We start from the raw sequence: 14705 nt of genomic DNA on the forward strand, positions 1-14705 counted from the left end.
AAACATCAAAAAAGCAGGCAAAATACCTGCTTTTTTAGTCAAACATTAGGCTAATTGAGATGGGTGGGGATATCCCTTATACACCTACTGCTACCGGTTCTCGATTGGCGGCGAGATGGGGTTGGTGTTCCGATGTTGTGCAGTATACCTCACAGGAATTGTTAGGGCTTTCAATTAACTTGATTTTATGGAGATGGGCTCCTAATTCATCAATGGGATTTTGCAGCAAGTCACGGATATAAACCGCAATATTTTCAGCCGTTGGTACGACCTTAGCAAAGTAGGGGATATCTTTGTTGAGGAAAGTATGATCGAAAGGTTCAACCACATAATCATCGATCGCCTTCTGCACAGCCCCTAAATCCGCAATCATACCCGTCCGGGGGTCAATTTGACCACGAATAGTCACTTCTAGGTGATAATTGTGTCCGTGACCGTGAGGGCGGGCGCATTTGCCATAAATTTTGGAGTTATCCTCATCACTCAGGAGAGGGTGAGCTAGTCGATGAGCCGCGCTAAAGTGGGTGCTGATGGTTAGATATGCTTCCATGGAGTTTCCTTGATAATCTGCCCAAAGTTGGGGGTGTTCAAATAGTTGAATGTTGGTTAGGGGTAAATGGGGGGCTAGACGATGCCAGATTAAATAAGCCAGAAATTCAGTGGTGGGTAGGGTGTCCTGAAATTCCAGCCATGCTTCATTCAGGAATGAAAAATCTAGAGGTTCGGTAACTTCACTTCTGATGGTATGTTTGACGTTCGACAGGTTAAGTACCATGCCATATTCGTCTAGTTCCCCCACCATTGAAACATACAGGACATAATTATGACCGTGACCGGGGGCGCGGGCTGTTTGTCCAAATTTGGCAAAATTTTCGGCTTCGCTCAGTTCTGGCAACCAGTAACGGTGACTGGCTGAAAACTGGGCGCGACGGGTGATCAGGCATTGCATAAATGCAGGTTAATTTTTGCTTGTTAAGTTCTGTTAACTAATGTAGTCGGTTTCGGAATTTTTTTCAACCTCGATCCCGATGGTATGATGATCTGCTCAAGAAATTATGGCGATCGCTCTCTGGTTAAAGGACTGGTTAAAGGAATTTATGGATTTGGTCTTGGGCTTCTTGACGTAAGCGATCGGCAATGCGGAAAAATTCCTGGCCCGCGTGTAGATAGGATTCGTCATAGTTTAGGGTAAACATATTTAATTCTTCAATACCATCACCAATATGATTCAGACAGTAATAAAGATGCGCCGCCACTCCCGCAATATTCGCCGGGTTGGGAGCCGAACGAAATCGAGTTTGGCTTTCAGCTAGGATATCTCTACAGGTTTCAATATATGCTTGGAAATCTGCCATTAATTCATCATCAAAGGGGTCGCCGGATAAGTTATCTATTTCTTGTTTAAAGGGTTGAAAAATTCGGTCAATATTTTGATTCACAGGTCTATAGACTTCCTGCAACCATTGGTCTAGATCAAAATCTTTAGACCGCCCTTGTGGCTTAGGTTTACCTGGTCGGTTGGGGCGGCTTAGGCTGCGGTCATAATTCTGGCGTTTCTGGGGATCACTCAGCACTTCATAGGCTTGATTAATCCGAATAATTGTATCGTGATTGGCTGTTTCTTCCTGACTGTCTGGATGGAATTTTTTGGCTAATCTCCGATAGGATTTTTTGATATCGGTTTGACTGGAATGGGGGGCAACCTCTAAGATTCTATAGTAATCATCAGTGGGCATAATCTTTTCATGGTGATAATGATAGTTTAAAAGTTGCTAAAATTACCTGGTCTTTAGCTATTATATCAAGTGATGCAGCCCCGGCTATCTCTAGTGGCAATCATCATAATTAACCACATTGTCATATTTAAACACCCAGAAATTATTAGATGTCTGAAGTATTTTATACATAATAGCTGAATTGTATCATCAATATCTAGCCATCTTTTCGGGCCTTCCTTCACGTCGCTGGCCCGGATGAGTAAAGGCCCACTACAGCCATCTGGTTTCTGGGTTAGGTGGCTTGGTAATGGTCTCCTATCACCTATATTTATGCTGATGCTCCAAGTTATCTGGGTTAATCAAATATTAATTTATCCCTGAATCCATCTCCTGGATATCATTTGATGTTTTTTGTCAACCCCCCAAGCGCAGGAATATTATCATCTTTTGGCATATTTTGCTATTAACAACAATCTGTTAAAATTGTAACGGAGAGTGGAATATATCCCCAAGACTAAAACTCGCCAATTCGTCAATGAGGAAAATATATGAGTAGACTGCGTAAAATTCTCGCTGGGGCCGGAATTGCTACCGTCGGTGCTATTGGTACTAAGATGGCTGTCGATTATTTCCGCAATCGCAATAAAGAAGAAGTGGTTGACGAAACTGAAGATGATGTCGAGGAAGAAGAACTTCCGGCTGAACAAGTTAGCTATGCTGTGGTTCAGGATGATTCACTTCAGGAATTCCTTGATGCGGCTTTTGGTGCCCCCGGTCGCTATGTTCCTACCCGTCCTTCTAAGGTTTTCTCCTATCACGGGGAAGAGTATATGGTGGTTTGGACTTATGATAATGATAAGTCTAAAAATCAAATGTTGGCGTTTAAATACACTGATGCCGGACGGAAGATGATCGCTAGTGTTGGATACACCAGCGAGAAGACTGATTATAACTTGACTGGTTTGGATCAAACTGAATTTGCGATCGAGGTTAATGGCGAAAAAATCACTTCTGGTCAAGGGGAAACAGACGGCACAGATGATGTGGATTTTGTTCCGGTAACTGCCTAGATTAGCGTACTGGACTAGATCCGGGAGGACATTTTAATCCTTGACTAGGTACAGGGGTTGAGGATAATAAGGGGGGTACTTTAGATGGTGTGTCCGTTTGGCACAGGTTCGCCATCAAGACCACCCCTCCGTCGTTTTTTCCTACTGTCATGACACCACTATAACTACGCAGGTCATCGGTTTTGGCTGTGGCTGTTATGAAGACGGTTTGAGCCGTTTCGCCTTCGGTTCTAATGGCGTATTGATAACTATCGGTTTCCAGATTTAAATTACCAGATAGACCGTGAAGGGAACTGGCAAAATAACCTTGATTTTGATAATATGTCTGCTGTCCCAAGGCGATCGCTTTCATCATCAAAGGAGCGCGATCGCTGCTTCGCCACCCTGGTATATCTTCCAGGACAGATGAAAAATCCACCTGACAACCGGTTAAAACGATAGGAGCCAAAAATATCAAATATTTCCACATCATCTGAGTTTCCTTGACTTAACGCGATGCTAGACCTCACTACAAGGCGATCTGGCTTGATTCCTGAAATTCATCAGAAATCACAATTGGCTCGGAGATGGTTTCATGGGTGGCTAACCGCAACCTTTGGACAGTCCCGGAGATGACTATATGAGTATTTACTCATGGGGGCTTGACGGCGATCGCACCTCTGAAGCGATCGCTACTCGCATAATTATAGGTAAACTACCTTCAGGGAAGTGGTAGTGTCCTGGGTGATAATATGCGATCGGAGCTAGGGATTGTCCCAAAAGTGCTAAAACTTGGCGATCTTAGTTGAGGCTTTGGGTAGGATCAGCACCTATCGTTGGTAACCAGCTAACAGGCTACCATGGGCTGTGTCAACCGAAAACTATCCGATTATGATTGATATAGCCGGGGTCTGACGCAGCCTACGCCACCAATATCGCACTAAGCGTGCGATCCCATCAAAGTCCGCCATCAGTTCTGGGGGGGTAATCTAAATGGCTGAATGAGAATGATTAACCATTATACAATAAATGACCTACAATGTGTGAACAGGTACAACATTGTAGATAGAGCCGAGTTTGAAATGCTCTATCATGATGATTATTGGGTGTTTATATATTCCGTAAAATCAACTCAAATAATTCCGGTTGGCTTGGTTAACTTTGGCGAAATTATTGATTAATAATCCTACTTTACCAGGCTGAGATACAGGCAATATCTACCCAGATATATATTACCTGTAGATGAATGATTAATTTGGCGAATGTGTGGGCTCGCACTATCACAAAATAACTGTTTATTTATCAATAATTTGTAGGAGGCAAAAATGCCAGCCAAATCGATCCTGGATGATGTTGTGCAAAACTTGGATACCAGTGATGAGGTGTTTCGCATCAAAAAAATTATGATTTGTGCTACCCATGGTAAATGGGAGAGTGATTCAGCAGTCATAGAAAATACTCCTATGCGGGATTTAGTGCAATCTTTGTACTGGAGTACCCAAAGCCTTGAACGGCTTAATAGTATTTTGAATAAAATTTTATCTAAAATTAACAAAAAAACAGAATATACAGTTATTGTTAATCTGGTATTGAGTCAAGTTGGGAGATTGTACCTTGAGGGAGATCAGGAATCTTCTACTGAGATGGTTATGACTTCCTATCAGTCGTCAGACCGTCCTCACTCTCAACTTGATTGGTCAGTTAATCCAGAAAACTTTAACCACAATCCTCCCCCCAAAAAACTAGATAATATCTTTGATATTCGTTTCAAGATCATGCAGACTGCCAACCCATTAAGGGTGAAGATATTGATATTTTCCGTCTTAGAAAATGAGTTTACATTTAGCGATCGCGACTGGCTACAACTCAAATCAATCGAGTTAGACAACCTGATTGAACAACTCTTTCAAATGTTCCCTAACTTTGAAGATTTGAAAGTTTATCTAAAAAAAATGGTCGCTTACTTAGAGGATTCTGATGAAGATGCTCAAGTCGCCACAATTTTAATTGAAGCCATGCGTATTTGTTATGGTAAGCCATCATTTAATTATAGCTCTTTTCAGGAATTACCAGACTCCCATTATAGTCAGGATCAACAATTATCAGAAATAGCTAAAACTCAGGGAATTGATTTGAACGAAAGCCAGACTATTCAAGTATCAACCCCCGCCAATGTAACCCAATCAAACATCCCCGAAATATCAGGATTACAAACTGTACCAATTCCCACAGATTCCGGTCAACCCCTATCAAATAGTCAATTAGTACCAGAGTCATCCGGTAACCGTTCCAAGTCCAATATTATTCAGGAACGTTTGGGGCTAAAAGATGATATTCACAAGCGAGTTAGCCAAGGAGTTACCGAAGCCATAACATCGATCGCTAATACCTTACAGACCTTAGAAGACCAACTAGATGGCAGAATGATTAGCTATGATATTGAGCAGCAATTAAAATTTAAGTATGAGGTGCTTAAAGACTTCATTGCTCAAGTACAAGAACAAATCCTACAACTAGAAGAAATAGTTGATCAATCCGAAACGACAGAACGCCAACAAACCGCAGCCAAATCAGAGATTACTGACCCGTTACCAACACCTACTCAGATATCAGATTCCGGGGGTACTAATCAGGTGCTAGAACTAGCTAAACAGGGTAATCCTAAAGCGATCGCATCCTTCCTCAATCACTTAGTAAAATCCAAAGGTATCCACGTTTTAGCTCAATCTAAAAATCAGTGTTTGCATCTAATTCTCGAATCCCAGCACAGTTTCGCGCCCGAATCAACCACCCAGTTTATCCACAAAAAGTTACTATCCCTACAACTACAATCTATTAACATTGTCAAAATTTACTTCCGTAAGCCAGGTGATCAGTCTTTTATTTGGGCTCAAAAAATCAACTATATAAACCATAGTTAATAATTGATAATTCCGAATAAATTAACAGCCAAAGTACAAGGATGAAGATGGATGGATGAGCGGACTTTCTTAAATCAATATCGAAGTGGAGAAAAATTGTTTCGAGGTGTTAACCTCCGCAATGCTGAACTAAGTAATGCTGACCTAATTGGAGCCAATTTAAGTGGCGGTGATTTTCAAGGAGCCAATTTTGTGTTAGCCTATCTTAATGGAGTTAACCTAACTAGGGCAAATTTAGAAAAAGCCAGATTAGGAGGAGCTAACCTATCACGAGCTAATTTAAGTGGCGCTCAACTAACCGACGCTGATTTTCATGGTACTATCCTGCAAGCAGCCGACCTGAGAAAAGCTAATTTAACCCTAGCCACATTAGTTGATGCTAACCTAATTCAAGCAGATTTACGCGGTGCTAATTTGCAAGGTGCAGATTTAAGGGGTGCTTGTCTACGGGGTGCAAATATGCGTTATGAAAGGCGTATTTATGAGAGTGTAAATTTACGAGGCGCAGATTTAAGAGGTACCGATTTACAGGGGGTTAATCTCACCGGGGCTGATTTAACTCGCGCTAACCTAACGGGGGCTAATTTAACTGAATGTGTACTGCGTGGCGCGATTCTCAACCAGACTAACCTTTCCGAAACCAATTTACAAGGGGCGATTTTAACAGAAGTTAATTTAAGTGGTGCTAATTTAATTGGTTCCCGCATGGTTAAGGTAAAACTAGAGCGAGCCATCTTGACTAACGCCCAAATGCCTAGGGTGGAATTGTGCGACTCAATTTTACCAGATGCTAATCTCAGTAATGCTAATCTCAGTCATGCTAACCTAAGCCGGGCGAATTTGGTACGGGCGGAACTAAATCGGACTAATTTAAGTTCGGCTAATTTGACTCAGGCTGATTTAACCGATGCTTCTCTTGGTCGGACAAATTTGCGAAATGCTAACCTTAGCTATGCCTACTTAACTCGTGCTGAGTTTAGTAGTGCTAATACCATTGGGGTAAACCTACATGGCGCGATCATGCCTAATGGCGAGATTCATGATTGATAGGGCTTTGATGTACTACTTTAGATATATTTGGTCGGGAATTTGGGCGCTTTTGGCAATACTTATGCTATAGTGTCCGCATGAGAGTTACTCAATCACTAAACAAAATAAAGCTGAGAACAGCACTTTAACTATGATAACAAGTGAAAGCACTAACTCATATTTAGAGGCTCCTCAGCCTAGCAATCGTTCAATTCACAATTCTTCTGAAACGTTTTTCAACCAAATTATGCAAAAACTAATGAACTACGCGGATCGTAGCATTACCGTTTTATTTTCTATTCTGAGACAAGTTGAGGAGAACCTAGGTTAGAACTATAAACCCAAAAAACTTAAAAATCACCCGGTTTCTGTATCTTAACCTTCGAGTCAAAAACCGGGTGGTTTTTTTGGCTAGGTGAAGTTTAAACAAACAAAAAGCGCCCCCCGGCTGGGAGGCGCTTGATTTAATCTAAGCTATCAATTAGCCGATTTGAGGTGCAACCAAAGCTACAGGCTCAGACTCAGCAGAAGCTAAATCTAAGGGGAAGTTGTGAGCGTTGCGCTCGTGCATTACTTCCATACCCAGGTTAGCGCGGTTGATGACATCAGCCCAGGTATTGACTACCCGACCGCTGGAGTCCATTACGGACTGGTTGAAGTTGAAACCGTTGAGGTTAAAGGCCATGGTGGATACACCTAAAGCGGTGAACCAGATGCCGATTACCGGCCAAGCACCCAAGAAGAAGTGCAGGGAACGGCTGTTGTTGAAAGAAGCATATTGGAAGATCAGGCGACCGAAGTAACCGTGAGCTGCCACAATGTTGTAGGTTTCTTCTTCTTGACCGAATTTGTAACCGTAGTTTTGAGATTCGATTTCGGTGGTTTCACGCACCAAGGAAGAAGTTACCAAAGAACCGTGCATCGCGGAGAACAAAGCACCACCGAATACACCAGCAACTCCCAACATATGGAAGGGGTGCATCAGGATGTTGTGTTCTGCTTGGAACACCAACATGAAGTTGAAAGTTCCGGAGATACCCAGAGGCATACCGTCGGAGAAAGAACCTTGTCCGATGGGGTAGATCAAGAATACTGCACTAGCAGCGGCAACAGGTGCGCTGTAAGCTACGCAGATCCAAGGACGCATTCCCAAGCGGTAGGACAGTTCCCACTCACGACCCATGTAGCAGAATACACCGATCAAGAAGTGGAAAATTACCAACTGGTAAGGGCCACCGTTGTAGAGCCATTCATCCAAGCTGGCTGCTTCCCAAATGGGGTAGAAGTGCAGACCGATCGCATTGGAGGAAGGAACAACCGCACCAGAGATGATGTTGTTGCCGTACAACAGAGAACCAGCTACGGGTTCGCGGATACCGTCAATGTCCACGGGGGGAGCAGCGATAAAAGCGATGATGTAGCAGATGGTAGCAGTTAGTAGGGTAGGGATCATCAGAACACCGAACCAGCCTACATAAAGGCGGTTGTTGGTGGATGTTACCCAGCTACAAAAGCGTTCCCAAGCGTTGGCGCTCTCGCGCTGCTGAATGGTAGTAGTCATGTTGGATATGATTGCTGTATTGAATTTTCGAGGTACTTATCCGGCAGTTGTTTTTCTACCGTGTCTATAATATGACACACTCTGTTAAGGTTTGTAAAGGGGTTGAGCCACATTTATTTTAATAGCTGTCATAAGTAGGGCTTATCATCAATTCAACCATAATCGAGTCGAACCCTGAGAGAGCCTGTGGTTCCAGGCGACTATCGGCGGCTTGGGATATAATCATCAGCAACTGAGAAACACGAGAGACGGGGGAACCGCAAATGTCAGTTGAACTCACTGCCAATACTAGCCCCGAAACTGCTACCGAAACGGAATGGGAACCCCCCATGCCGCCAACAGATTTGATTTTTGATGATGGAGAGCCTTTGGAAAGTAACCGTCACCGCATTGCTATGAACGTCCTGATCAGGTCATTGCAACAGGCTTGGAGTGCGCGCCATGATTTCTATACAGGCGGGAATATGTTTATTTACTATAGCAGCGAACAAGCTAGGAACCGAGATTTTCGTGGCCCAGATTTCTTTGCTGTGTTGGATGTAGATGGCACTAAAGAACGACAGGGTTGGGTAGTATGGCAGGAAGGGGGTCGCTACCCAGATGTGATTGTGGAGCTAATGTCTCCCAGTACCGCCAGAATAGATAAAGGAAAGAAAAAGGAGCTGTATCAGCAGACTTTTCGGACACCAGATTACTTTGTATTTGACCCGTTTGAAGCCAACGCCTTTCAAGGATGGCATTTGCAGAGTTCGGGAGGTTATCAGCTTTTAGAGCCGAATGAGCGAGGTTGGCTGTGGTGTGAAAGTTTAGGCTTTTGGCTGGGAACTTGGTCGGGAACTATAGACCGTGAGGAGGCAATTTGGCTGCGGTTTTATGATACCGAAGGTAATTTGGTGTTGTTACCGGAAGAAGCCGAACGCCAAAAAGCCGAAGCCGAACGCCAAAAAGCCGAAGCCGAACGCCAAAAAGCCGAAGCCGAACGCCAAAAAGCCGAAGCCGAACGCCAAAAAGCCGAAGCCGAACGCCAAAAAGCCGAAGCCGAACGCCAAAAAGCCGAAGCCGAACGCCAAAAAGCCGAAGCCGAACGCCAAAAAGCCGAAGCCGAACGCCAAAAAGCCGAACAATCTCAACAGCTTGCTGAGGCAGAACGCCAGAAAGCCCAACAAGCTCAACAGCTTGCTGAGGCAGAACGCCAGAAAGCCCAACAAGCTCAACAGATTGCTGAGGCAGAACGCCAAAAAGCCGAACGTCTTGCTGAACGGTTGCGATCGCTCGGTTTAGATCCAGAGGAACTATAAAAGAAGCGATCGCTCCCGCGAATCGCGCCAAGCGGATCCCGAAGGAGCGATCGCACTTTCCCTTCTGCCTCAAAATTGTCCAAAAACAAAGAAACCGGGTTTCTTGAAGAAACCCGGTTTCTGGTCTGCTCTGCTTGGGCGATTTCTCTGCCAGTGATCGCCCTAACTTGAGCATCGAATAAAGAAAGCGATCGGTTTTCCGGAGATATTTAACTATTACCTCCAATACCTCCAGAAGTACCAGCAGCAGCACTAGCGATGGCACTAATTTTCAAAGCCGCCAATAAGGGTGCAGGGTTCATTGCTATAATAGAACCGGCAGCTCCTAAAATGAGAGCCGTACCTACGCCAGCAGCAACGCCAATGACAATTTTTTCTGCGATTTCATCACCTTTAGACATTTCTATTCTCCTTAAATTCGTGAATCAATTTTTTTCATTATGATTTGAACGTAGCTTGCTTACCCTGTCAGTGAATGTGTATCAAAGATTCACACAGAACAAAAAACCAGATCAACTCGCGATCGTTTCCCTAATTTGATCCTGTAACCTTTATATGTGACAAGCCTAAAACAGTAAATTTGGTACACAATTTGTCTAATTATCCTGACGGAATTTAGTAGGATTTGGTAGGATTTGGTTGACACAGTAGGATTCGGTAGGATATCTTTGAAAAAAATTAAAAAATATCTCTATTTTTATCCAAATATTAAGAATGTTGAAGATATATTACAATGGGCGGATCGGTTGATACTTGATAAAACTCGAGAAAATCTGACATCTATAGAGGAGGCTATACTGACGGGGGTGTGGTCAGGAAAAAAATATCCTCAAATTGCTACAGAGTATAAGTGCAGTGAATCTCACGTTAAAAAAGAAGCCGCTAAGTTATGGGAAAAGTTACGGGAAGAATTAGGAGAAGACCTGAATAAATACAATTTTCGTTCCAAGGTACAGAAAAAATATCGGGTTTCTCAATCTCCCCAATCCGGTCACTGTTTACAAGTTGATGTTGATACTGTTAATCAATTTGATACTGTTAATATTGGTCATCAGTTTGTACAATCTATTAAAGATACTCAACACCGATCGCCCTCTTCTCCTGACTCTTCCCCTAACTCTTCTCCTGACTCTTCCCCCACCCAAAATCCCTCACCCATTATTGACTTAATCGATGCACCAGACCTCACGGACTTTGACAACCGCACCACCGAATTAAATACCCTCAAACAGTGGTTCTTACAAGACCGGAGGCGCTTAATTACCATCTATGGATTAAGTGGCATTGGCAAAAGCGTACTAACCAGGCAACTAATCGAACAAATTCAGCCGGAATTTGACTATATTTGTTGGAAAAGTCTCACAGAAACTCCCACCTTTTCCTCCCTAACAAACCAACTGCAACAATTTTTTGACCAGTCACAAAATCCCCCATTTCCTACAATAATTGATTATTTCCGTCACTGCCGTTGCTTAGTCATATTGGATGACCTACACAATCTTTTTAAAAGCGGTGCATTGGCGGGGGAATACTTGACAGACTTTAAAGAATACCGGACAATTTTTCGGAAAATTGCCAAAAACCATCATCAAAGTTGCGTGATTCTCCTCAGTTGGGAAAAACCTAGAGCCATTGCTACCTTAGAAGCGGAAACACACTCCACCCGCACGTTACACCTGAAAGGATTATCAGCCGATGCTGAGGAAATTTTGCGATCGCACCAATTAACCGACTCCGACAAATGGCCGGAATTAATCAACCTCTATCAAGGACATCCTACCTGGTTAAATATCATCGCCTCAACCATAGTCGAACTATTTGATGGTAGCGTTTCCCTATTTTTAAGCCACAGCGAGGACATCTTTTTAGGTGACTTAGAACCCATTTTAGAATCTCAGTTAGAACGATTATCCCAATTAGAACAACAGGTGATTTCTGGTTTCCGAGACCATCAAGCGATCGCCCTTTCTGAACAACCCACTAATCCTGAATTATCCCCATCTGAATTATGGTCAGCCATCCAATCTTTAGTTAGACGGGGGTTGCTAGAAAAAATATCAGAGGGAGAGCGAGGAATGTTTCAACTGCATCCGATTTGGCAACAGTATCCTAAATTTAAGCTAAGTTAGAATAGTTGAAAAAGAAAAACTAGGAGAATCCCTAAAATGCGTTCACCTTTATCCCTGTTTACCGTTGAAGACTATATCATCGCTGAAGCCGAAAGCACCATTCGCCATGAGTATATGGGCGGTTATGTGTTTGCTATGGCGGGTGCTAGTGAAGAACACAATCTCATTGCCGGTAATCTTTATGCCTTATTACGTTCTCATCTGCGGGGGAGTTCCTGTCGGGTATTCATGTCTGATATGAAAGTCAAAGTTCAAGACGATATTTTTTATTACCCTGACTTACTCGTGACTTGTAACCCCGAAGATAATCACCGATACTTCAAAACACAACCTAACCTAATTATTGAAGTGCTGTCAGAAAGTACCGAAAGCACTGACCGACGAGAAAAATTAATGAACTACCAAACCTTAGAAACTTTGAAGGAATATGTTTTAGTCTCTCAAGATGTTATGCAAGTGGAAGTCTATCGTCAAGACACTCCGGGGAGTTGGACAGTTCAAATCTTAGGAGAAGATAATCAGTTAACCTTGGAATCTGTGGGGCTAACTATGACCGTGGCGCAAATTTATGAAGATGTATTGAATGTGGGTTAGTGAATTTAAGCACGAAAAAGCGCCCCCCGACTGGGAGGCGCTCTATTTCATCTAAGCTATAAATTAGCCGATTTGAGGTGCAACCAAAGCTACAGGCTCAGACTCAGCAGAAGCTAAATCTAAGGGGAAGTTGTGAGCGTTGCGCTCGTGCATTACTTCCATGCCCAGGTTAGCGCGGTTGATGACATCAGCCCAGGTATTGACTACCCGACCGCTGGAGTCCATTACGGACTGGTTGAAGTTGAAACCGTTGAGGTTAAAGGCCATGGTGGATACACCTAAAGCGGTGAACCAGATGCCGATTACCGGCCAAGCACCCAAGAAGAAGTGCAGGGAACGGCTGTTGTTGAAAGAAGCATATTGGAAGATCAGGCGACCGAAGTAACCGTGAGCTGCCACAATGTTGTAGGTTTCTTCTTCTTGACCGAATTTGTAACCGTAGTTTTGAGATTCGATTTCGGTGGTTTCACGCACCAAGGAAGAAGTTACCAAAGAACCGTGCATCGCGGAGAACAGAGCACCACCGAATACACCAGCAACTCCCAACATATGGAAGGGGTGCATCAGGATGTTGTGTTCTGCTTGGAACACCAACATGAAGTTGAAGGTTCCAGAGATACCCAGAGGCATACCGTCGGAGAAAGAACCTTGTCCGATGGGGTAGATCAAGAATACTGCACTAGCAGCGGCAACAGGTGCGCTGTAAGCTACGCAGATCCCAAGGACGCATTCCCAAGCGGTAGGACAGTTCCCACTCACGACCCATGTAGCAAAATACACCGACCAGGAAGTGGAAAATTACCAACTGGTAAGGGCCACCGTTGTAGAGCCACTCATCCAAGCTGGCTGCTTCCCAAATGGGATAGAAGTGCAGACCGATCGCATTGGAGGAAGGAACAACCGCACCAGAGATGATGTTGTTGCCGTACAACAGAGAACCAGCTACGGGTTCGCGGATACCGTCAATGTCCACGGGGGGAGCAGCGATAAAAGCGATGATGTAGCAGATGGTAGCAGTTAGTAGGGTAGGGATCATCAGAACACCGAACCAGCCTACATAAAGGCGGTTGTTGGTGGATGTTACCCAGCTACAAAACCGTTCCCAAGCGTTGGCGCTCTCGCGCTGCTGAATGGTAGTAGTCATGTTGGATATGATTGCTATATTGAGTTTTCGAGGTACTTATCCGGCAGTTGTTTTTCTACCGTGTCTATAATATGACACACTCCGTTAAGGTTTGTAAAGGGGTTTAACAAAGTATTTAGTTATATGTTAGATAAGCAAAACTAATGTTTATTCAGATGTCTACCTTGGTTTCCTATTCTCCGGCTTATACGATAGTTCCGACCTATGAGTGTTTTAACCGCTGTAGTTACTGTAATTTCCGCAAGGAACCGGGAGATAGTCCTTGGTTAACTATGGCGGAGATGAAACAGGAACTGGCGGGACTATGTGAACAGGGAGTAGTGGAGATTTTGATTCTGAGTGGGGAAGTACACCCGAACAGTCCCCGGCGAGAGGCTTGGTGCGATCGCATTTATGAGTTGTGCGATGAAGCCCTAAATTGGGGATTTTTGCCACACACTAATGCGGGTCCGCTGAAATTTGAGGAAATGGCTAGATTAAAACAGGTTAATGTGTCGATGGGGTTAATGCTGGAACAAATGACTCGGGAGCTTTTACAAACGGTTCATCGCCACGCGCCTAGTAAAGTTCCTAGTATTAGGTTACAGCAGCTTGATTGGGCTGGGGAACTCAAAATTCCGTTTACGACTGGGTTACTTTTGGGAATTGGGGAAAGTCCCTCAGACTGGGGATGGACATTAGAAGCGATCGCCAAAAGTCACGATCGCTCTGGTCACATTCAAGAGGTGATTGTGCAACCCTACAGGGAAGGAAGCCGACAAGCGCAGCCAGGGTACGGATTTAATCTTAGCCAATTACCCGAAGTAGTGGCGATCGCCCGCCGTATTCTCCCGGAAGAAATCACGGTGCAAATTCCCCCCAACCTAGTCATGGAACCAGAGATATTATTAAAATGTCTGGAAGCGGGAGCCAGAGACCTAGGGGGAATCGGTCCCCAAGATGTAGTCAACCCGGACTATCCCCACATTAACCCGGAAACCCTCAGCCAAATTATCAACCGGAAAGGTTGGCAATTGCAGCCACGACTACCGATATATCCCCAATACGATAGCTGGTTATCGCCTCGATTACAGAGGAGTGTAAATTCTTGGCGAAAAAAGTTGCAGTTTCCCCAGCAGTTGTGATATATTAGTAAATCGCAGTGGTGGCGGCATAGCCAAGTGGTAAGGCAGAGGTCTGCAAAATCTCCATCCCCGGTTCAAATCCGGGTGCCGCCTTTTTTCTGGAAGGATTGCTCTAAGTGCGATCGGCGTTAACTACCT

12 protein-coding genes, 1 tRNA gene and 1 pseudogene are annotated in these 14705 nt (G+C 44.0%); 8 read left to right on the forward strand and 6 right to left on the reverse strand.

From position 1 onward, the window contains the following. Positions 1 to 76: 76 nt before the first annotated feature. Positions 77 to 949 carry a 6-carboxytetrahydropterin synthase gene (locus XZ46_RS22805; RefSeq protein WP_006623327.1) on the reverse strand — a complete coding sequence of 291 codons (873 nt, stop codon included), beginning with the start codon at positions 947 to 949 and terminating at the stop codon, positions 77 to 79. Between the two features lie 136 nt (positions 950 to 1085). Continuing rightward, a complete protein-coding gene (locus XZ46_RS22810) occupies positions 1086 to 1736 on the reverse strand; it encodes a J domain-containing protein (protein WP_006623328.1) in 651 nt (216 codons plus the stop codon). A gap of 530 nt (positions 1737 to 2266) precedes the next feature. On the opposite strand from XZ46_RS22810, the gene XZ46_RS22815 reads away from it, so the two are divergent. Beyond that, a complete protein-coding gene (locus tag XZ46_RS22815) occupies positions 2267 to 2788 on the forward strand; it encodes a hypothetical protein (RefSeq protein ID WP_006623329.1) in 522 nt (173 codons plus the stop codon). 1 nt (position 2789) lies between these two features. On the opposite strand, the gene XZ46_RS22820 is transcribed toward XZ46_RS22815, so the two are convergent. Next, entirely contained in the window at positions 2790 to 3260 is a 471-nt protein-coding gene (locus tag XZ46_RS22820; RefSeq protein ID WP_006623330.1) for a type IV pilin-like G/H family protein, read from the reverse strand. Positions 3261 to 4092: 832 nt separating this feature from the next. Here XZ46_RS22820 and XZ46_RS22830 point away from each other — a divergent pair. Continuing rightward, complete coding sequence (locus tag XZ46_RS22830; protein ID WP_008054620.1) at positions 4093 to 5688, forward strand: hypothetical protein; 1596 nt, start codon at positions 4093 to 4095, stop codon at positions 5686 to 5688. A gap of 51 nt (positions 5689 to 5739) precedes the next feature. Beyond that, positions 5740 to 6735, forward strand: a complete 996-nt coding sequence (locus XZ46_RS22835) for a pentapeptide repeat-containing protein (RefSeq protein ID WP_006623334.1) — start codon at positions 5740 to 5742, stop codon at positions 6733 to 6735. 463 nt (positions 6736 to 7198) lie between these two features. On the opposite strand, the gene psbA (XZ46_RS22840) is transcribed toward XZ46_RS22835, so the two are convergent. After that, complete coding sequence (psbA, locus tag XZ46_RS22840; protein WP_006621986.1) at positions 7199 to 8278, reverse strand: photosystem II q(b) protein; 1080 nt, start codon at positions 8276 to 8278, stop codon at positions 7199 to 7201. A gap of 263 nt (positions 8279 to 8541) precedes the next feature. Here psbA (XZ46_RS22840) and XZ46_RS38465 point away from each other — a divergent pair, with 263 nt between their 5' ends. Beyond that, positions 8542 to 9576, forward strand: a complete 1035-nt coding sequence (locus tag XZ46_RS38465; RefSeq protein ID WP_048895263.1) for a Uma2 family endonuclease — start codon at positions 8542 to 8544, stop codon at positions 9574 to 9576. 209 nt (positions 9577 to 9785) lie between these two features. Here the strand turns inward: XZ46_RS38465 and XZ46_RS22850 are convergent, their stop codons facing one another. Continuing rightward, on the reverse strand, positions 9786 to 9977 hold the full coding sequence (locus tag XZ46_RS22850; RefSeq protein ID WP_008054669.1) for a hypothetical protein: 192 nt from the start codon (positions 9975 to 9977) through the stop codon (positions 9786 to 9788). A 267-nt stretch (positions 9978 to 10244) separates the two neighbouring features. Between XZ46_RS22850 and XZ46_RS38470 the strand changes: the two genes are divergently transcribed. Together XZ46_RS38470 and XZ46_RS22860 are read left to right on the forward strand one after the other, a co-directional pair. After that, complete coding sequence (locus tag XZ46_RS38470) at positions 10245 to 11705, forward strand: helix-turn-helix domain-containing protein (RefSeq protein ID WP_008054667.1); 1461 nt, start codon at positions 10245 to 10247, stop codon at positions 11703 to 11705. A 36-nt stretch (positions 11706 to 11741) separates the two neighbouring features. Beyond that, entirely contained in the window at positions 11742 to 12299 is a 558-nt protein-coding gene (locus XZ46_RS22860; protein WP_008054665.1) for a Uma2 family endonuclease, read from the forward strand. Positions 12300 to 12362: 63 nt separating this feature from the next. Here XZ46_RS22860 and psbA (XZ46_RS22865) read toward each other — a convergent pair. Continuing rightward, positions 12363 to 13443, reverse strand: a pseudogene (gene psbA / locus XZ46_RS22865) (photosystem II q(b) protein). A gap of 143 nt (positions 13444 to 13586) precedes the next feature. Between psbA (XZ46_RS22865) and cofG the strand changes: the two are divergent. Together cofG and XZ46_RS22875 are read left to right on the forward strand one after the other, a co-directional pair. Continuing rightward, positions 13587 to 14567, forward strand: a complete 981-nt coding sequence (gene cofG / locus XZ46_RS22870; protein WP_008054754.1) for a 7,8-didemethyl-8-hydroxy-5-deazariboflavin synthase subunit CofG — start codon at positions 13587 to 13589, stop codon at positions 14565 to 14567. 22 nt (positions 14568 to 14589) lie between these two features. Continuing rightward, positions 14590 to 14660: transfer RNA gene (locus tag XZ46_RS22875), tRNA-Cys, on the forward strand. Positions 14661 to 14705: the final 45 nt, after the last annotated feature.

This window comes from Limnospira indica PCC 8005 (assembly GCF_000973065.1).
Lineage (GTDB): Bacteria > Cyanobacteriota > Cyanobacteriia > Cyanobacteriales > Microcoleaceae > Limnospira > Limnospira fusiformis.